14 protein-coding genes and 2 tRNA genes are annotated in these 18,315 nt (G+C 75.5%); 5 read left to right on the top strand and 11 right to left on the bottom strand.

The features are described from left to right. The 3 genes from C7C46_RS09150 to C7C46_RS09140 form a co-directional block, all read right to left on the bottom strand. Positions 1 to 2,166, bottom strand: a 2,166-nt coding sequence (locus C7C46_RS09150; protein ID WP_110667613.1) for a S41 family peptidase, incomplete at its 3' end; no start/stop codon positions are given. 138 nt (positions 2,167 to 2,304) lie between these two features. Further along, complete coding sequence (locus C7C46_RS09145; RefSeq protein ID WP_110667611.1) at positions 2,305 to 2,742, bottom strand: hypothetical protein; 438 nt, start codon at positions 2,740 to 2,742, stop codon at positions 2,305 to 2,307. Between the two features lie 88 nt (positions 2,743 to 2,830). Beyond that, positions 2,831 to 2,904: transfer RNA gene (locus C7C46_RS09140), tRNA-Lys, on the bottom strand. A gap of 136 nt (positions 2,905 to 3,040) precedes the next feature. Between C7C46_RS09140 and C7C46_RS09135 the strand changes: the two genes are divergently transcribed. Both C7C46_RS09135 and pgi read left to right on the top strand, forming a co-directional pair. Further along, entirely contained in the window at positions 3,041 to 4,621 is a 1,581-nt protein-coding gene (locus tag C7C46_RS09135) for a Na+/H+ antiporter (RefSeq protein WP_110667608.1), read from the top strand. 142 nt (positions 4,622 to 4,763) lie between these two features. Further along, positions 4,764 to 6,428: a glucose-6-phosphate isomerase gene (pgi, locus tag C7C46_RS09130; protein WP_110667606.1), complete on the top strand. Its 1,665-nt coding sequence runs from the start codon at positions 4,764 to 4,766 to the stop codon at positions 6,426 to 6,428. Between the two features lie 173 nt (positions 6,429 to 6,601). Here the strand turns inward: pgi and C7C46_RS09125 are convergent. The 6 genes from C7C46_RS09125 to C7C46_RS09100 form a co-directional block, all read right to left on the bottom strand. After that, a tRNA-Lys gene (locus tag C7C46_RS09125) sits at positions 6,602 to 6,675 on the bottom strand. Positions 6,676 to 6,754: 79 nt separating this feature from the next. Further along, positions 6,755 to 7,384, bottom strand: a complete 630-nt coding sequence (locus C7C46_RS09120; protein WP_110667604.1) for a bifunctional DNA primase/polymerase — start codon at positions 7,382 to 7,384, stop codon at positions 6,755 to 6,757. A gap of 132 nt (positions 7,385 to 7,516) precedes the next feature. Next, positions 7,517 to 7,861: a hypothetical protein gene (locus C7C46_RS09115; RefSeq protein ID WP_110667602.1), complete on the bottom strand. Its 345-nt coding sequence runs from the start codon at positions 7,859 to 7,861 to the stop codon at positions 7,517 to 7,519. 161 nt (positions 7,862 to 8,022) lie between these two features. Continuing rightward, positions 8,023 to 9,468 carry an AAA family ATPase gene (locus C7C46_RS09110; protein ID WP_110667600.1) on the bottom strand — a complete coding sequence of 482 codons (1,446 nt, stop codon included), beginning with the start codon at positions 9,466 to 9,468 and terminating at the stop codon, positions 8,023 to 8,025. Next, entirely contained in the window at positions 9,465 to 11,060 is a 1,596-nt protein-coding gene (locus C7C46_RS09105; protein ID WP_110667597.1) for a hypothetical protein, read from the bottom strand. Before C7C46_RS09105 ends, C7C46_RS09110 begins: the two co-directional genes overlap by 4 nt. Then, positions 11,057 to 12,436 carry a hypothetical protein gene (locus tag C7C46_RS09100; protein ID WP_425470043.1) on the bottom strand — a complete coding sequence of 460 codons (1,380 nt, stop codon included), beginning with the start codon at positions 12,434 to 12,436 and terminating at the stop codon, positions 11,057 to 11,059. Before C7C46_RS09100 ends, C7C46_RS09105 begins: the two co-directional genes overlap by 4 nt. A 215-nt stretch (positions 12,437 to 12,651) precedes the next feature. Here C7C46_RS09100 and C7C46_RS09095 point away from each other — a divergent pair, with 215 nt between their 5' ends. Continuing rightward, positions 12,652 to 13,302 (top strand): histidine phosphatase family protein, encoded by a 651-nt coding sequence (locus C7C46_RS09095; protein WP_110667595.1) that lies wholly within the window; start codon positions 12,652 to 12,654, stop codon positions 13,300 to 13,302. Positions 13,303 to 13,346: 44 nt separating this feature from the next. Here C7C46_RS09095 and C7C46_RS09090 read toward each other — a convergent pair whose 3' ends face one another. Beyond that, positions 13,347 to 14,876 carry an NsdA family TPR-like regulatory protein gene (locus C7C46_RS09090; protein WP_245984310.1) on the bottom strand — a complete coding sequence of 510 codons (1,530 nt, stop codon included), beginning with the start codon at positions 14,874 to 14,876 and terminating at the stop codon, positions 13,347 to 13,349. A 415-nt stretch (positions 14,877 to 15,291) separates the two neighbouring features. Between C7C46_RS09090 and C7C46_RS09085 the strand changes: the two genes are divergently transcribed. Beyond that, positions 15,292 to 15,777, top strand: coding sequence for a hypothetical protein (locus tag C7C46_RS09085; protein ID WP_245984309.1), 486 nt, complete (start codon positions 15,292 to 15,294; stop codon positions 15,775 to 15,777). Between the two features lie 137 nt (positions 15,778 to 15,914). Then, positions 15,915 to 16,856, top strand: coding sequence for a spermidine synthase (locus C7C46_RS09080; RefSeq protein WP_110667593.1), 942 nt, complete (start codon positions 15,915 to 15,917; stop codon positions 16,854 to 16,856). A gap of 152 nt (positions 16,857 to 17,008) precedes the next feature. Here the strand turns inward: C7C46_RS09080 and C7C46_RS09075 are convergent, their stop codons facing one another. Next, positions 17,009 to 17,866 carry a hypothetical protein gene (locus tag C7C46_RS09075; RefSeq protein ID WP_110667590.1) on the bottom strand — a complete coding sequence of 286 codons (858 nt, stop codon included), beginning with the start codon at positions 17,864 to 17,866 and terminating at the stop codon, positions 17,009 to 17,011. Between the last annotated feature and the right edge of the window lie 449 nt (positions 17,867 to 18,315).

The following is an 18,315-nucleotide window of genomic DNA, read 5'->3' as shown; positions in this document are numbered from 1 at the left end:
GACGTAGGCGTGCGAGGTGCCCAGCTCGCCGAGCAGCTCGCGCAGCAGGTCGGCGAAGTCGTCGGGGGAGGCGATCCGTTCCAGCAGCGGCTCGTACTGAGCGACCAGGGCCGGCCAGTCCAGGCCGCCCAGCCCCTCGTCCCAGAACTGGTCCCGGACCAGCCGGGCCGCCTCGTGGTACGACTGGCGCCACTCCGCGGCCGGGTGCACCGTGTGGGTGATCCGGCGCAGCTCCACCGGGATCGCACTGCCGCTCAGCGACAGCAGTTTCATCAGGCCCGAGCTGAACGTGGTGAGCGCGCCGCCGTCGCCGGAGACCGCGAAGCCGTCCACCTGCTCCTGCAGGGTCGAGCGGGTGGCGGTGGCCAGGTCGAAGTGCTCCAGCGCGGGGCGGCCCGAGGTGTCGGTGGGGCTGGCGAAGGTCTGGCCGAGCGCGCCGGAGATCGGCCAGCGCAGCCAGACCAGCCCGCCGCGCACCGGGGCGGGGGAGGAGTACTTGGAGGCGATCACCGGGAAGGGCACCAGGCGCTCGCCGATCCCGTCCGGGTCCACCAGCACGGTGCCGTCGCCCGGGGCCGGGTCGCCCTCGTCGCCGACCGGGGCGGCGAACGGTGACGGGGTGTCAGCGGCCAGCGGCACCAGGTACGGGCGGCAGCCGAGCGGGAAGGAGAGGTCGCCGGTGTGGACGTCGTGCACCGGGTCGAAGCCGCGCCAGGAGAGGAAGACCAGGTAGCGGCCGTCCCGGGTGAAGACCGGCTGCTCGTCCTCGAACCGGCCGTCGGTCACGTCCAGCGGCAGGGCCTCGCCGTCCAGCCGCAGCAGCCGGATCCGGCGCAGCGAGCGCCCGGCGGCCGGCTGCGACCAGGCCAGCCAGTGCGAGTCGGGGGAGAAGGCCAGCCCGCGGATCGGGCCGTGGCTGGAGCGGGCCAGCTCGCGCACCGTGCCGTCGGCGGTGTGCAGCAGCAGCAGTCGGCCGTCGGAGGCGGCGCAGGCCAGCCGGGTGCCGTCGGCGGCGGCCACCAGTTCCAGCACCCGGCCCAGCGCGCCGGCGGCCAGCCGGCGGGCGGGGTGCGGGCCCGGCTGCGCGGCGCCGGGCAGCGGGGCCAGCTCGACCGCGTCCTCGCCCTCGGCGTCGCTGACCCAGGCCACCTGGCCGGTGCGGCCGAGCACCACCGGCAGCCGGGCCCGCACCCCAGGGGTGTCGGCCAGTGCCCGGGCCGGGCCGTCCCGGTGGGTCAGCCAGTACAGGCTGCCGCGCACCCCGACCACGCCGGAGCGGCCGGTGGTGTCGCAGACCAGGTCGTTCAGGTTGCGGGCGGCGGTCACCTGGTACGGGCGCCGGCCGGCCCGGGCCCCGCCCAGCCGCAGCTCCAGGCGGCGCGGGGCGGTGGCGGCCAGGTCGTCCAGCAGCCAGATGTCGCCGGCGTGCTGGTAGACGATCCGGTGGCCGTCGGTGGCGGCCTCGCGGGCGTAGTAGCTGGCGTGGTCGGTGTGCCGGCGCAGGTCGGTGCCGTCCGGCCGGCAGGAGTAGAGGTTGCCGATGCCCTCGTGGTCGCTGAGGAAGGCCACCCGGCCGTCGACCAGCATCGGGGAGGCCAGGTGGCCCGGCAGGTCGGGCAGCAGTTGGGCGCCGTCCAGCCAGAGCCGGCCGGTGGCACCGCCGCGGTAGCGCTTCCAGGCGGCGGGCTCGTGCGGGGCGGCGCCGGTGAGCAGCAGGGTGTGCCGGTCGGTGACCTGGACGTCGCGCACCGGGCCCCAGGGCTCGCGGCGCCCCGGCGCGCCGTCCAGCGGCAGCGCGTGCGCCCAGGTGTAGTGCGCGAACGGCTCGTGGTACGAGGTGACCGCGAGCACCTCGCCGCCGGGCAGCCAGCCGCGCACCCGGGTGTCCTGGCTGCCCCAGTAGGTCAGCCGGGTGGCCGGGCCGCCGGCGGCCGGGGCGGTCCACACCTCGGGGGTGAGCGCGGCCCAACTGGTCCAGGCGACGGTGGCGCCGTCGGGGGACAGCCGGGGGTGGCTGACCCGGGTGCGGTCGGCGGTCAGCCGCCAGGCCCGGTCTGACGCACCGTCCGGTGCCAGCGGGGCCAGCCAGACGTCGTCCTCGGCGGTCAGGGTCAGCCAAGGGCCCGTCAGGTGGGGGAATCGCAGGTAGCCGCGCTGCTCGCTCACCCTCCCATCGTTCGGGGGCCCGCGACGACCGGCAACCGGAGCCGCGGGCACCCTGGCGAGGTCCCGGCAGCTGGTGCTCGCCGCCGGCCGGCGCAGTGCGGGTGGCTACCGCTCGCAGCCGGCCGGCGCCGTGGGTGGCTACCGCTCGCAGCCGGCCGGCCAGACCTCGTGCACCCACAGGCCCGCCGTGCGGGTCAGCGCGGCGACCTCGGCCGGCTCGCAGTCCGGGCTGCCGTCCCAGACCGCGATCAGCTCGTCGATCATGCCGACCAGAGCCCGCCCGAGGTCGTCCCCGAGGCCTCCGGCCGCGGTCGGCGCCAGCCGGTGCACCGCGGTCGCCTCGGCGGTGATCTCCGTGCGCGGCAGCGGCCCCGCGCCCGCGGGCAGCAGGATCTCCACCTTGCCGCCGTGCTCGCGCACCGCCTCGGCGAACCAGGTCTCCGGCCCGGGCCGCAGTGGTGTGACCCCGACCAGCTCGTACGGTCCGTACGTGGTGACCAGCCGCCACAGGTCGCCCCGGACCAGGATCTCGCTCAGCTCCGAGAGCCCCTGGTGTCCCGTGATCCCGACGCGCATGCGCCATCCGCCCTTCGTTCGGGCCGTGCCGTCGGCCAGCGTAGACGCCGAAGGCCCCTCGCTCTCGCGAGGGGCCTTCGGTTGTCGGTGCGCCGCCAGGGACTCGAACCCCGGACCCGCTGATTAAGAGTCAGCTGCTCTAACCAACTGAGCTAGCGGCGCCTGCTGACGTGCAAGACCTTACCGGGTCGCCGGGGCGGCTGACCAATCGGACAGGGCGGTGGCCTCGGCGCGCCCGAGGCCTGCCATGGTTTGTCATATCTACACTCGACCTGTCCGATTGGAGAGGATTCCTGCCGTGGGCCAGCTGTCCCTGCTGTTCCTTGTGCTGCTCGCCTCGGTGGTCACCATGCCGGTGGCCCGGCGGACCGGGATCCCGCAGCCGGTGCTGATGACCGTGCTGGGCCTGGTGATGGCGATCGTGCCGCAGATCCCGAACGTCACCGTGGAGCCGGAGCTGATCCTGCCGCTGGTGCTGCCGCCGCTGATCTTCGCGGTCGCCCGGCGCTCCTCGCTCGCCTACTTCCGGGCCAACCTGCGCTCGATCCTGCTGCTCGCGGTGGCGCTGGTGGTGGTGACCACCACGGCGGTGGCGGTCACCTTCCACCTGCTGGCGCCGCTGGTCCCGATCGCGGCCGCGATGGCGCTGGGCGCGCTGGTCTCGCCGCCCGACCCGGTGGCCGCGGTCGCGGTGGCCGGCAGCGTGGGGCTGCCGCGCCGGCTGATCGCGGTGCTGGAGAGCGAGGGCCTGTTCAACGACGTGACCGCGATCGTCATCTACTCGCTGGCCGTCGAGGCGGTGGTGGACGGCGACCTCTCGGTCCCGCACGCGCTGCTGCGGTTCGTGCTCTCCGCGGTGGTCGCGGTGGCGGTCGGGATCGCGCTGGGCTGGCTGACCACGAAGGTGGCCGGGCTGCTGGACGACCCCACCCAGCAGGTGGCCCTCAACCTGCTGGTGCCCTTCGCCGCCTACGCGCTGGCCGAGGAGGTGGAGGGCTCCGGGGTGCTGGCCGTGGTGGTGGTCGGCCTCTACCTGGCCGACCGGGCGGCCGACGCCGACGACGTCTCCTACCGGCTGGTCGGCACCGCCTTCTGGGACATCGTGGAGTCGCTGATCACCGGGGTCGCCTTCGGGCTGATCGGCCTGGAACTGGCCACCGTGCTCAAGGACGCCGGAGCCGGCTGGACCTCGATGCTGGGCGACGCGGCCGTGGTGATCGCCGTCGTGGTGGGGTTGCGCCTGCTCTGGCTGCTGCCGGCCGCCTGGCTCTCCAAGCGGCTCAGCCCGGGCGAGGGGGACGTGCCGATCAGCTGGCGGGAGACCGTGGTGCTCTGGTGGTCGGGGATGCGCGGGGTGGCCACCGTGGCGCTGGCCCTGGCGCTGCCGCTGACCACGCACAACGGCGAGCCGTTCCCCGGGCGCGGGCGACTGGTCTTCGTGGCCTTCAGCGTGGTGCTCTTCACCCTGCTGGTCCAGGGCCTCTCGCTGCCCTGGCTGGTCAAGCGGCTGGGCATCGACCCGCACCTGGACCTGCGCGAGCAGCAGCAGCGGATGCTCTGGTGGCGCGCGGGCAAGGCCGCGCTGGTCCGGTTGGGCGAGCTGGAGGAGCAGGAGGAGCTGCCGATTGAACTCGTCGAGAAGCTCCGGGAACGCCAGCATGACCGGATGGCCCGGCTCTGCCCCGAGCAGTTCGAGGAGGAGGAGGCCGCCGAGGCCCGGTGGCGGGTCGGCCAGCTGCGCAGATTCCGGTCCCTGGAGGAGGAGTTGCTGGCCGCCTCGCGGCGCGAGATGGTCGACGCGCGCGGCGAGCCGGGCGCCGACCCGGAGCTGGTGGACCAGGTGCTGCGCGGCCTGGACCTGCGCTCGCAACGCAAGTGACCCACTGCGTCAGGTGGTGGTGGCGTCAGGGGCCCTGACTGTTCCGTAGGCTGGTCGCGGTCAAGCCGCCAACCGCGTCGGCGCCAGGGCACCCCTCCCTCCGGGCCCCGCACCGCACACAGACCGAATCGAGGAGATACCGATGCCGCAGACCCCCGCCACCGGCCGTACCCCCCTGGACCGCACTCCGCAGTGGGCGGCGCTCGGGAAGCACCGGGCGGAGCTCGGCGAGCTGCACCTGCGCGAGCTGTTCGAGCAGGACCCGCAGCGCGGCAGCCGTTACACCCTCCAGGTGGGCGACCTGTACCTGGACTACTCCAAGCACCTGGTGACCGACCGCACCCTGGACCTGCTGCGCGAGCTGGCCGAGGCGACGGACGTGGCCGGGCTGCGCGACGCGATGTTCCGCGGCGACAAGATCAACGTCACCGAGGACCGCGCGGTGCTGCACACCGCGCTGCGCGCCCCGCGCGGTGCGGTGGTCGAGGTGGACGGCGTCAACGTGGTCCCCGAGGTGCACGCGGTCCTGGACAAGATGGCCGACTTCTCGAACCGGGTGCGCAGCGGCGCCTGGACCGGCCACACCGGCAAGCGGATCCGCAACATCGTCAACATCGGCATCGGCGGCTCCGACCTGGGCCCGGCGATGGCCTACGAGGTGCTGCGCTCCTACGCCCAGCGGGACCTGACGGTCCGCTTCGTCTCCAACGTGGACGGCGCCGACCTGCACGAGGCGGTGCGCGACCTGGACGCGGCCGAGACCCTGTTCATCGTCGCCTCCAAGACCTTCACCACGATCGAGACCGTCACCAACGCCACCTCGGCGCGTGAGTGGCTGCTCGGCCGGCTGGGCGCCGGCCAGGAGGCGGTGGCCAAGCACTTCGTGGCGCTGTCCACCAACGCCCACGGCGTGGCCGACTTCGGCATCGACGTCGAGAACATGTTCGAGTTCTGGGACTGGGTCGGCGGCCGCTACTCCTACGACTCGGCGATCGGCCTGTCGCTGATGGTCGCCATCGGCCCGGAGCAGTTCCAGCAGATGCTGGACGGCTTCCGCCTGGTGGACGAGCACTTCCGCACCGCCCCCGCGGCCGAGAACGTGCCACTGCTGCTGGGCCTGCTGGGCATCTGGTACGGCCAGTTCTTCGACGCCCAGTCGCACGCGGTGCTGCCCTACTCGCACTACCTGTCCAAGTTCACCGCCTACCTGCAGCAGCTGGACATGGAGTCCAACGGCAAGTCGGTGCAGCGCGACGGCAAGCCGGTCGACTGGACCACCGGCCCGGTGGTCTGGGGCACCCCCGGGACCAACGGCCAGCACGCCTACTACCAGCTGCTGCACCAGGGCACCAAGATGATCCCGGCCGACCTGATCGGCTTCGCCCAGCCGGTCGCCGACCTGGCCCCCGGCCTGGTCGCCCAGCACGACCTGCTGATGGCCAACTTCTTCGCCCAGGCCCAGGCCTTCGCCTTCGGCAAGACCCCCGAGGAGGTCGCCGCCGAGGGCGTGCCGGCCGAGCTGATCCCGCACAAGACCTTCCGCGGCAACCACCCGACCACCGTGGTGCTGGCCCAGGAGCTGACCCCCTCGGTGCTCGGCCAGCTGGTCGCGCTCTACGAGCACAAGGTCTTCGTGCAGGGCGCGGTGTGGAACATCGACTCCTTCGACCAGTGGGGCGTGGAGCTCGGCAAGGTGCTGGCCAGGAAGATCGAGCCGGTGCTGCTGACCGGTGAGGGCGGCGAGCACCTGGACAGCTCCAGCGCGGCCCTGGTGGCCAAGTACCGCGAGCTGCGCGGGCGCCAGTAACGGAGCAGGGGAGGGCGGGCCCCGCGGTCGGTGTGCCGCGGGGCCGTGCCGGGTCGGGCCCGGGCTGGTTCGGGGCCGCCCCGGCACGGCCCGGGGACCGTTCGGGTGCTGCTCGGGATCTGTTCGGGAACGCCGAAGGCCCCTCGCTCTCGCGAGGGGCCTTCGGTTGTCGGTGCGCCGCCAGGGACTCGAACCCCGGACCCGCTGATTAAGAGTCAGCTGCTCTAACCAACTGAGCTAGCGGCGCCTGCTGACAGGCAAGACTCTAGCAGCGGGTTCAGACGGAGCCCAAATCGAATACCGCTCGCGGTGCGCTGCCGTCCGGCTCACGCCGGGAACATCGGGAGCAGCTGGGCCGGCCGCGCGGTCAGCGGGGTGCGCAGGGTGCTCGGCGGCGGGCCGGCCGCACCGCGCACCGGCTCCGGGCGGCCCGGCTCGGCCTCGCGGGCGGCCCGGACGCAGGCCCAGAGCAGCACCCCGGCGCTCGGCAGCCAGGGCTCGCGGGAGTCGGGTGCCACGATCCAGCGCCCCGCTGCCTCGGTGTGAGAACCGCCCGCCGGATGCTCGGCGCGGGGGTGCACCGCCGGGACGGTGACCGCATCGCCCCGGCCGTGGCAGAGCAGCGGCGGCACGTCCCGGGCCCACTCCTCCCAGGCCAGCAGGGTCCGTAGCCGGGCCGCAGCCCCCGGCTGGACGAAGAGCAGGGTGCGCCCGCGGTAGCCGGCCACCGGCCCGCAGCCCGGGCCCGAGGCCCAGAGCTCGTCCAGCACCCGGCGGCCGAAGAGCGCCGGCATGCTGACCACGTCGAAGGTCCGACCGCAGGGCAACACCACCGGGGCCCATGGGCGGGCCTGCCAGAGGGCGCGCATGCTGCGGGGGTAGTCGCTGGCCGAGGCCAGCCAGGCCTCGCCGTCGGGCGTGAGGTTCGCCACAGAGAGTTCGGTCCAGATGTCCACGCCCAGCAGGGTGCGCCGGTGCGGGGCCGCGGCGCAGGGAAAGGGCGATTCGCCGGACAGCGGCCGGGTGCACGGCGTAGGCTTTCCCGGCGCATATGCCAGCGGCCGTGCCAGGACGCCGGTCGGGGTGCGCTACTCCGCCGCGCCCCGCTGCCGCAGCAGGCCGCGGCCGTAGTCGACCATCCGCGCCGCGTAGTCGGTGGTCCAGTCGGCCCGGGCGGCCAGCTCCGCGACCGAGAGGGCGTCGAACCGGCGCGGGTCGGCGAGCTGGGCGGCGGCCATCGCCTGGTAGTCGGTGGCCCGCTCCGCCGCGCCCCGGAAGGCCAGCGCCAACTCGGTGGACCGCCGCAGCAGTTCGCCCGGGTCCGCGATGCTCTCCAACTGGAAGAACCGCTCCGGCTCGGCCACCAGGGCGTCGGGCTCGAAGAGCAGGGGCGCCGGGCGCAGCCGGCGGGGCGGATCCTGGCGATCGGGCATCGAGACGCACCTTCGGAACGGGGGATGGCCGGCGACCGGTGGGCCGCCGACCGAACGGCCGTCGTCCATTGTCACTCGCCCCCCACTGCCAGCGGAACGGTGCGCACGAACCGCCTGCACGCCGGGAGTGCGCCGCTCGCGCCCGCCGGGGCGGGCGGGTGCTAGCGGAAGCGCACCCGGTGCTCGGCCAGCTCCTGCAGGACTCGGTGGTTGGCCTCCCAACCGTCCGGGAACTGGGCGCCGACCCGCTCCAGCAGCGGGATCAGCCGAGTGCCGACCTCCTCCGGCCAGCCCGGCGGGATCCGCACCGCGGCGCCCAACTGCACCGGGTCGGTCGCCGGGTGGTCGTCCAGCAGCTCCGCGATGCCGCCCCGGGCCACCACGATGCAGGCGTGCCGGTGACGGGAGGCCAGCACGCACAACCGGCCGGTCTCCAGGTGGAAGGCGGTGGCGTCCGGTCGGCCGGAGAGCGGGTGCAGCACCACCGTGACGTCGTACTCGCGGCCCTGCAGCCGGTTGGCGGTGTCCACGGTGACCGCGGGACCGGCCGCCCCGTCCACCGGGACACCGGCCGCGGCCAGCGCGGCCCGGACCGCCGCCGCCTGGTCGCGGTGCGCGGTGCCGACCGCGATCCGGTCCGCGGTCAGCGGCGCGCGCCCCTGCTCGGACCGGGCCACCAGCCGGCGCTCCAGCAGTCGGCGCACCGTCTCGGCGACCGTGGCCACCGCCTGCGGATCGGTGCGCACGGTGTGCCGGGCGGGCAGCTCCAGCAGGGCCCAGCCGCTCTCGGCCGCCTCGTCGATCGCCGCGTCCACCGGGGTGCCGTCCGGCGCCAGGGTCGGGAACAGCAGCCGGTCGCCCGGGCCGGTACCGGAGCGGAACGGGGTGTACGGGTAGAAGGCCGCGGAGATCAGCGGTGCGGCCGAGGCGGGCAGCCGCCAGGAGACCGGCAGCCGGTGCGGCACGATCGCCGGGTTGTGCGCCAGCAGGGTGACCACCGCGCTGTTCGACGGGTCGTAGCTCTGCCCGCTCCACTGCTCGGTGCCGACCACGGTGAACGGGTCCAGCTGGCCCGGGTCGCCGACGAACAGCGCCCGCTCGAACAGCCGGGCCACCGCGAGCAGCGCGTCCGAGCGCATCTGGTAGGCCTCGTCGACGATCGCGTGCCGCCAGGGCTCGACCTCCTTGACCCACTGCCACTTGGCGGCGGTGGAGACCACTACGCTCTGCCCCAGCAGCTCGCCCACCTTGGCGCCGGCCAGCACGTTCGGGTGGCGCAGTGCCTCGGCGGCCGGCCGGGCGTCCGCACTGTGCAGCCGACCGATCGTCAACTCCGGCGCCTTGCTCGCCAGGCGGTCCACCAGGTCGTCCACCTGGCCGTTGGTCTGGGCGACGATCATCAGCCGCTCGCCCGCGCCGACCAGCTCCTGGGCGGCCTTGACCACCAGGGTGGACTTGCCGGCACCCGGCGGGGAGTCGACCACCACGCCGCGCGGCGCACCCGGGGCCGGGCGGACGGTCGCGTCCAGGATGGCCGCCACCGCGGCGTCGGCGGCGGCGCCGGGGTCGGTCGTGGTCGGATCGAGAAGGCTCACGGTGCTGGTCATGCCCACTCTTCACTGGTGGCAGTCGAATTCTGGGCGGCGGCGGGAGGGCCGCCGTGTGTCCACGGAGTGTCGTCCGGCTCGGGCAGCGGAGCTGACTGACGAGGCGTCAGCTCGAACAGGGTGAAGGTGACCCGGTCACCGACGGCCGGCACGCTCCCCGGCTCCGGCTCCTTGCCGCGCCCCATACCGTTCAGCAGCCGCAGCGTCAGCAGCCCGGCCGCCGCGTCGACGGCGGTGATCTCGGCCTTCTGCGACTTCGGCGCCCCGGCCCGGTGGACCTCGCGGCCCGGCTCGGCGTGCGGCCGGTCGGCGGTGTGCACGGTGAGCAGCGGGCGCGGCTTGGCGGTCTTGCCCGAGGTGTCCTGCGCTGCCACCACCTCGGTCACCAGGCCGCTGAACGCCTCGCCGGCCAGCCGCCGTTCGGCCATCGCCAGCGGGTCGTCCAGCGCCTCGCCGACCTCCAGGCGGACCTGCTCGCGCTCGCGCAGCGCCAGCTTGCGGGCGGCCGTCACGGCGTCGTCCAGCCGGGGCTGCGGGGGCTCGCCGGCCGCCACCCGGTCCCGGTGGCCGGTGTAGGACCAGCGGTCGCTCTCCCAGCGCTCGGCCACGTGCGGGGCCGGGGGCAGGGTGCGCAGCAGGTCCAGGCCCTGCCAGACGTCGTGCCAGGTGGGCAGCAGGACGCCGAGCAGCCGTTCGCGCAGTGCGGCGACGCTGCGCTGCAGCGCCTGCTGGGCGGCCGCGGCCGCCGCGGTGCCCTCGGCGTGCCGCAGTGCGGTCAGTGCGGCGTCGTACCGGGCGATCGCCGGGGCCAGCCGCTTCTCGTCGAACCGCGGGTCGGTGGCGGGGCCGGCCGGCGGGTGGTGCAACTGGCCGTGCTCGTCCCGGGCGGTCTCGACGAACTCGGCGGCCGCGGCGCCGGTCGGCCCGGTCCAGCCGGCCGGCGGCGCGTGCCAGGCCAGTTGGGCGCCCAGCTGCTGGTCCTCCAGGTGGCTCTGGCCGGTGGCCCAGTGCCGGGCCAACAGGCCGGTCATCGGCAGCAGCAGGCTGGAGCCCGGGACCTGGGCGCGCTCGGTCAGGTGGGTGAGCCAGCGGCCGAGCAGCGGGACCCGGGGCGGGGCGGGGTACGGGCCCGGATCCGGGTCCTCGGCGGTGCGGCGGAACCGGGTGGCCCGGCCGAGCAGCGCCAGGTGGCGCACCCCACCGCTGTTCGGGACGATCAACTGCGGTGCATCGGCGCAGAGTTCGCGAGTTATGGGGAGCTTCTCGCCGGTCTGCGGGTCCAGCTCCGAGCCGCTGACCAGCTCGACCTCGGTGCCGAAGGACTCCAGGTAGGGCAGCAACTCGTCGGCCAGCGCGGCCAGGAACTCGAACCGGCGCTCCCGGTTGAGCGGCTGCGGGACGAAGTGCAGTGCGGGGGCGGTGCGGTCGGTGCCCAGCAGGACGGCCAGCGGGGCGCCGTCCTCCACCGCGGTGGCCAGGGGGACCAGCACCAGCGGGCGCTCGCCCAGGTGGCGGTGGCGCACGGTGGCCAGCGGCTCGGCGTGTCCGCTGCGGACCGCCTGCAGCCGGGCCAGGGTGGTCAGCAGGCTCATCCGGCGGCCGCCTGCGTGGCGGGCCGGGTCGGGGCTGGGGGCGGGGGCGTGGCTGCGGCTCCGGCGTCGGGCGCGGGTGCGGGTGCGGGTGCGGGTGCGGGTGTGGGTGCCGGCTCGGGCCGGGTCCGGGCTTCGGCCAGTGCCTCGGCCCGTAGCCGGGCCGCGTGGTGCAGCCGGTCGGCGGCCTCGTCGGCGAACTCCAGGGTGCCCGCGGCGGCGGCCAGCGCCGCCTCGACCGTGGTCAACTCGCCGAACTCGGCGCGCACGCTGCGGCCGAGCTGGGTCACCGCGTCGGCGGCGCGGGCCTGGGCGCGGCAGAGGAAGCCCAACTCGCAGGCGGAGAGGCACTCCGGGCCGTACGCGGCCGGCACCGAGGCCACTGCCTCGGCCAACTCCTCGGCCGGCCGGGTGGGTTCGCCCGCCTGGTCGGGCGCCAGGTCGAAGCTGGTGCCGGGGGCGAGCGCCGCCAGCAGTTCCTCGATCCTGGTCATCCGAGCCAGTTGGCGGCGAGTGGAGGCAAGTTCGCGACGGACGTCGAGGGCTGCGGCGGTCGGCCGCTGGCCGAAGTCCCGCGGGCAGACCAGCAGCACGGTCAGCTCCGGACTGCCGGGCAGCCGCTGCTCCTGGTACGGCCCGGGGGCCGGGTTGGGGTGCTGGTCCGCCTGGTCCGCCTGGTCCGCCTGGTCCGCCTGGTCCGTGGGCCGGCCGGCCGCGGCCTCGGCGGCCTGCTGGAGCGCCAGCACGTAGACCGCAGCCTGGCGGGCGGCCGCGCCGACCTTCGCCGGGTCGGCCGAACCGTCCAGCACCGGGAAGGACTTGATCTCCACCACGGTGCACCGCCCGCCGTGCACCAGCACCGCATCCGGCTCCAGGTAGGCCGGGGCGCCGGCCACGCTGAGCCTGAGCATCGGGTGGTCCAGCAAGGTCCAGCGGGCCGGGTCGGCCTGTGAGGCCTCGACCGCCTCGGCCAGCGCCTCGGCCGTCCGCGCGGCACGCACCGCCGGGCCCGCGCTGGTCAGCAGGTCCGGGACGGCGGGCGGCTCGCCCTCGCCCGGCGGCAGGCCGAGGTGGCGGCGCAGCGGCTCCAGCAGCGCGGCGCAGCCGTCCGCCTTGAGCCGGGCCTCGAAGATGTTGCCGCGGGCGATGGCGAAGGGCGAGCGGCCGAACGGCGCGGGCCGGCCGAGCCGCGCGGCCACCGCGCCCTTGTCCACCCCGGCGGCGTCCAGCACCGCGCGGCGGCGGCACCCCGGGTTGGCGGCCAGCGCGGCCAGCGCCCGGGCGTCCAGGCCGCGCGGTGCGACCGGCCCGCGCAGCTCGGCGAGGCGGCGGCCGAGTTGCTCGGAGCGGCCACCGTGTTGGGAGAGCAAGGCATCCATGGTGCGGGCCAGTCTCCCACCCGCCGCTGACACCCGGGCGCACCCCGGGGTCAGTGGCGGCCTCCGGCGTCAGCGGCGGGGCTCCGGTGTGACTTCGCGCAGTAGCGGAGCGGCCCGGCAGCCGGGGTGTACCCCTCGGTAACCACCGGGTAGGGAATCATGAGCAGTGCCCACCCCGCCGGCCCGCCGGCGCCCGCCCTCCTCAGGAGTCCGTGATGCCCGCTCGTCTGATCCTCGTCCGCCACGGTGAGACCGCCTGGTCGGCGAGCGGCCAGCACACCGGCCGGACCGACATCCCGCTCACCGAGGAGGGGCGCGAGATGGCCCGGCTGGCCGGCGCGCGGCTGCACCGCGCGCCGTGGAACGGCCTGCCGGACGCCCGGGTCTACACCAGCCCGCTCTCCCGCGCCCGGGAGACCTGCGAGTTGGCCGGCTTCGGCGACCGCGCGGTGGACCGGCCGGAGCTGCTGGAGTGGGACTACGGCGCGTACGAGGGCCGCACCGGCGCCGACATCCGCGAGTCGGACCACCCCGGTTGGCTGATCTGGCGCGACGGGGTCCCCGGTGGCGAGAAGCTCTCCGACGTCGCCGCCCGGGCCGATGCCTTCCTCGCCGACGTCGAGGAGGACCACGGCACCCCGCACCCGGACACCACCACGATGCACGCGGCCGACTCCGACGTCATGGTCTTCGCGCACGGTCACCTGCTGCGGGTGCTGGCCGCCCGCTGGCTGGGCCTGCCCCCGGAGTACGGGCAGCGGCTCAAGCTCGGTACGGCCGCGCTCTCGGTGCTCTCCTGGGAGTACGGGCTGCCGGCGATCGAGATCTGGAACGACCACAGCCACCTGGACGGCCTCGGCCACTGAGCCCGGGGCGGGCCCGAGTCCCGGACCGGCCCGAGTCCGGGAGTTCAGGCCGCCGCGCGGGCCCGGTCGTACCCCGCCAGGAAGACCCGCACCTCGCCCACCGCGCGGTGCGGGCGCAGCCGGTCCGCGGTCGCGCGGAGCATGCCGCGGATCCGGGCGGAGCGCACCTGGTCGAGCAGCGCCACGGCGGCGCTGCCGTGCTCGACGGCCCCGAGCAGGTCGCCGCGGCCGAGCCGGTCGTGCGCCAACTCGGCTGTGTACAGAGCCCGGTTGCGCACGAAGTGGGGCTGCTGCAGCGCCGTCGCCAGGCCGGCCCGACTGCTGGCCAGGTCCCACTCGCCGAGCGCGGCCCAGCACTGCGCCTCCAGCCCGGCGATCTCCGCCTCGCCGTAGAACGACATCCACTCCGGATCGGCCTCGCTCTCGCCCCGGTCGAACAGGGTGTACGCCCGGGTCAGCGCGCGTTCGCAGGCGGCCCGGTCGCGCAGCAGGGCCCAGCCGCCCGCCTCGCGCATGGCCAGCAGTGAGAGCAGCCGGTCGGAGTCCAGCCGGCGCGCCGCGCTCTGGCCCGCCTGGGCGGCCCGCAGCGCCTCCCGGGGCCGCCCGGCGTCCCTGGCCAGGAAGGCGCTGTTGCAGAAGACGTGTGCCTCCAGCGCGGTGTCGTTGGACATCCGCGCGGTGGCCAAGGCCTCCGCGTAGAACGACCTGGCATCCGCCAGCCGGTTCGAATCATGGGCCAACCAGCCGACCGAGATCGCCAGTTCGCCGGCGCTCGCGTTGAGCCGACGCTCCGTCTCCGCGGTGTAGTCGCACTCGTTGAGCAGCAGGTAGGCGTGGCGCAGCGACTGGCCGGCCCGCTCGAACAGGGCGTCGGCGCCGTGCACGTCGTCGGCCAGCCGGATGTCCCGGACGGCCTGCTCGACCAGCCGGACATCGGCCGCGCCGATCCGGCGGGGCACCGGGACCGGCCCGACGGCCCGGGGCGGGGCGGCCTGGGGCGGGCCGTCCAGGCCGAGCGCGGCGGCCAGGGCGGTCGGCGGACCGGTCAGGAACGTACGGCGGCGCACGTCGTCGTTCTCCTCGTCGGGAGGGGGGCTGGGCGGGAGCGGGACGCCGGGGAGCGGGACGGAGAGCAGCGGCGTGGTGAGGAGCAGGTCCGCCGGCTGGGTACGGCGGGCCGGCGGGCGGCGGCGGACCGCGGTGCGCGGTGCGAAGCCGAGGTCTTCCAGCGTCCGGTCCGGCCAGAGGTGGCGGAACACGCGCTCGTAGGCGTAGTTGGGGCAGCGGATCTCGCCCGCTTCGACCCGGCCGATGTAGCGGGCGTCGCAGGAGACGTGCTCCCCGATCTCCCGGGCGGCGCGCCGGATCACGGTCGCGAACTCGGCGGGGGACAGGTCGCCGCGCAACTCGCGCACGACGGTGTTCGGGGTGGGCCGGGCGGCCCGGACGGGGGCGGTGGCGCCGGGCGGGGGAGCGGAAGCGGGCGCAGGCGTCGACGGGGCGGGGGGCGGGGCGTCGACGTCGAGGGCGCCGTGGGTGGTGTCCGGGACAGCCGGGCGGGCAGGGGTTGCCATGGGTCGCTCCGAGCGTGATGCGGGGTGGGGCCCGTGGGTCGGGTGGGCCCGACCGAGGCGACGGGCTCGACAGTACCGGCTGTCATCAGAGGCTCACGAAGGGTTCTCGGGCAAATAGCCACGATTTGATGGCAAAACAGACATTTCTTCGGGAATCCGCCATGAAATGCCATGGCTTGCTGTAAGGCGCCCCGTGGCCATTCGTGGTCCGGAGCCGTTGTGTTGATAACGGAGGGGTGGGTGCCGCTCGACTCTCGATCCCTCGTTGCAGTGCCAGTCACATTAATACCATCAGTTCATTTGTCTCACTGACGGGTCGTCATTTCCTGTCGGACTGTGGGCAATCCGCAGTCCTGGGGCGAGTCCCCGCCCCCCGCGGTGAGGCAGAACCGACTCCGAGCCCAGGAGGCCCCGCATGATGGTCACCGGTCTGCCGCAACCCCACGCGAGCGCCCCGGCCGCTCCGGCCGCCCCCCCGGCCACCGCGCGGCCGGCCGGACGCGCGGGCGGCCCGAGCACCGGGCGCACCGACAGCCCCGGTGGCGGCCGCGCCGCTGGTCGGGCCCGCCCGCAGCCGTGCGACACCGTCACCGTGCCGCTGCGCTACGGCCTGGAGACGGTGGACATCCTGCGGCTGCGCCGGGCCTGCGGCTCGGTGCTGCAAGGGGCGGCCGGTACCAGCGTCGACTTCCTGGTGCCGGCCGGGACGGCCGAGCGCTGGCACCTGCCCGGCACCTCGTGCACCCCCGGTGCCACGGTGCTGCCCCCGACCGATCCGCACTGGCTGCTGCCGCCCACCGGCCCCGGCCTGGAGCCCAGCCCCACGGATCCCTGGGTGCTGCGCTCGGCACTGTGCGAGGCCGCCAACACCCTGGCGGCGGGCGGGCTGGGTCCGTTCTGACTCCTGGATGACCTCGCCCCGGTCCAGTTCGTGCTGGTCCGAGCCCCGTCGGGGTGGTGCCGCGGGCCGGCGGCCGTCGGGCCCGGTGCGGGTGGGGGCCGCAGCCGGTCGGTTCCGGGCCAGCGATACTGCACGGTATGGGACGAGAGCGACGGGCCCCGCGCAAGCGGTCGGCGGACGAGGGCTTCGAGGCGGACGCCGGGTCCGAGGCGGCAGCCAGGGGCGGCGGCGCGCCCGGCGGCCCGCGCTCCCGGCGCACCGCGACCGGCCTGGCCGAACTGGTTCCCGATCGGGACCACCCCCGGGCCTGGTCGCTGCTGCTGGACGGGGCCCCGCAGTCCCACGTGGACCTGGCCGACCCGACCCGGCTGGGCTTCGAGTACCAGCGCCGGCTCGGCCACCTGGTCGACCTGGCCGCCGAGCCCGGCAAGCCGATCCAGGTCCTGCACCTGGGCGGCGGCGCCCTGACCCTGGCCCGCTACACCGCGGCCACCCGCCCGCGCTCCCGCCAGCAGGTGGCCGAGATCGACACCGGGCTGACCGAGTGGGTGCGAGCCGAGCTGCCACTGCCCACCGGCTGGCAGATCAAGGTGCGCGGCGCCGACGCCCGGGCGGTGCTGGAGCGGACCCCCGAGGGCAGCGTCGACCTGGTGATCGCCGATATCTTCGCCGGTGCCCGGGTGCCCGCCCACTGCGCCACCGTGGAGTTCGCCGCCCTGGCCGCCCGCGCGTTGGCTCCGGGCGGGCGGTACGCGGCCAACGTCACCGACGGCGGAGCGCTGGCCTTCGCCCGCGCCGAGGTGGCCACCCTGCTGGCGGTCTTCCCGGAGGTCGCCCTGGTCGCCGACCCGGCGGTGCTGCGTGGCAAGCGGTTCGGGAACCTGATCCTGGCGGCCGGTCAGGATCCGCTGCCGCTGGCGGAGTTGGGCCGCCGGGTGGCGACGGACGCCGCACTGGGACGTCTGGAGCACGGAGCCGCGCTGGCCGCCTTCACCGGCGGCGCCGGCCCGCTGACGGACGCCACGGCCGTGCCCTCGCCGGCCCCGCCGCCTGGGACCTTCACAGGCGCCGGGCGGTAGCGCGGTTCCGCGGGCGGGGCTGGCGGGTGGGTGCGCCTGGGTGTGGCGGGGTGGGGGGAGCACGGGCAGGTGCGCCCGGGGGCGGGGGCCGGGTGTCGGTGCGCGTACCGGGGCGGCGTTCGGGGGCAACGGTCGGGAGACTCGGTCCTCCGTCAGTGGCCGCGGGGGAGGCCGCGGTGCTTGTACATGGCGGCGCCGGTGAGCAGGAGGCCGGCCGCGATCGGGAACAGCACCGCGGTCTCGATTCCGCTGGCCTGCATCGAACTCGCGGCCGGAGCGGCCGCCACCGGCTGCTGCCCCCGGCTGAGGTCGGCACCCAGCGGGCCCTTGGCGCCGCCGGGCAGCCCGGCCGGGCCGAACGCGCTGTCGGCGAGCGGATGCGGCATCCCGACCAGCGGCCGCTCGCCGTTCCGGGAAGCGGCGGTCCCGGTGGAGCGGGCGCCGAGCGCCGCCGTCGGATCCTGGTCGGCCACCGGTGCTGCTGCCGCACCGTGCGCCGGCGCCGAGCCCTCCCAGCCGGGGCCGGGCAGCCAGGCCGCAGGCGCGGCCGCCACCGCACTGCCCTCGTCGGAGCGTCCACGCTGCACCGGGAAGGCGCCGCTGTGGGCGGATCGCCCTCCCGCCGCAGACCCGGTCCCCGCACTCTCCACCGCCGGCGCGCCCGGTTGCGGCGGCACCGCGGGCAGCAGCACCGCGGCGATCGAGAAGGCGTCCGGCATCGCGGTGGCCTGACCCGGCAGCGGCAGTCCGCCCGCCTTGATCCTGCTGTGCAGCAACTGGTCCACGGCCGCCGGGTCACCGGCCGCCGGATCGGCGGCGGCAGCGCCGCTGCCGGCCCCCGCCGCCTCGCCGACCACCCCGAGCGCACTGCTGCCGGCATCGTTCGCGGCCGGGACGCCGAGGCTGCGCACCGTCCGGCCGACCGCCCCGGCCGGCCCGGATGAGGCGGTGGAACTGCTCGCGTGCGCCAGGCTCACCCCGACGCCCAGCCCCCAGACCTGCGCGAGCACTGCCCCACCGGCGACCAGCAGCCCTGGTCGCACCCGGTGCGCCGGCCCCTCGCCCCCCGCCCGGTCGGACGCCGCCGGGGCGGCGGGCTGCGGTTCGGGCGCGGGAAACGCGTGATTGGCTCGCACGTGAGGGGAGAACGAGCCGCGCCGGGGCAAGGTCACGCAGACCTCCGGTCCGCAGCCGTTCGTCCGGGGCGTGGACGTCCGGTCAGCGGGAGTCCGGTCCGCGGTCGTCCGGGTTGTGGGCGTCCGGTCCGCGTCGGTCCGGACCGTGCCCCCGAGCGCGGTGCAGTGTCTGCCCGTTGCCCGCGCACTGTCGCCCGGGGACGATTTTCGGCCGATCTGACGGAGCGGCAGGTTCGACCGGGGAATCCGGTCGGTCCCCGACCGGTCCGGTCGCGCGGCGGCGGGCGGACCGCGCGCCGGGTACCGCGCGCCGGGTACTGGTC

Origin of the sequence: Streptomyces tateyamensis, assembly GCF_003205575.1 — a bacterium.
GTDB classification, from domain to species: domain Bacteria; phylum Actinomycetota; class Actinomycetes; order Streptomycetales; family Streptomycetaceae; genus Kitasatospora; species Kitasatospora tateyamensis.
This window is presented reverse-complemented; position numbering and strand designations above follow the sequence as displayed.

What these genes read in the sequence shown, in the direction of transcription:
- C7C46_RS09145 (WP_110667611.1), bottom strand. Translation starts at nt 2,742, where the DNA reads ATGCGCGTCGGGATCACGGGACACCAGGGGCTCTCGGAGCTGAGCGAG.
- pgi (WP_110667606.1), top strand. Translation starts at nt 4,764, where the DNA reads ATGCCGCAGACCCCCGCCACCGGCCGTACCCCCCTGGACCGCACTCCG.
- C7C46_RS09115 (WP_110667602.1), bottom strand. Translation starts at nt 7,861, where the DNA reads ATGCCCGATCGCCAGGATCCGCCCCGCCGGCTGCGCCCGGCGCCCCTG.
- C7C46_RS09110 (WP_110667600.1), bottom strand. Translation starts at nt 9,468, where the DNA reads ATGACCAGCACCGTGAGCCTTCTCGATCCGACCACGACCGACCCCGGC.
- C7C46_RS09105 (WP_110667597.1), bottom strand. Translation starts at nt 11,060, where the DNA reads ATGAGCCTGCTGACCACCCTGGCCCGGCTGCAGGCGGTCCGCAGCGGA.
- C7C46_RS09100 (WP_425470043.1), bottom strand. Translation starts at nt 12,436, where the DNA reads ATGGATGCCTTGCTCTCCCAACACGGTGGCCGCTCCGAGCAACTCGGC.
- C7C46_RS09095 (WP_110667595.1), top strand. Translation starts at nt 12,652, where the DNA reads ATGCCCGCTCGTCTGATCCTCGTCCGCCACGGTGAGACCGCCTGGTCG.
- C7C46_RS09090 (WP_245984310.1), bottom strand. Translation starts at nt 14,876, where the DNA reads ATGGCAACCCCTGCCCGCCCGGCTGTCCCGGACACCACCCACGGCGCC.
- C7C46_RS09085 (WP_245984309.1), top strand. Translation starts at nt 15,292, where the DNA reads ATGATGGTCACCGGTCTGCCGCAACCCCACGCGAGCGCCCCGGCCGCT.
- C7C46_RS09080 (WP_110667593.1), top strand. Translation starts at nt 15,915, where the DNA reads ATGGGACGAGAGCGACGGGCCCCGCGCAAGCGGTCGGCGGACGAGGGC.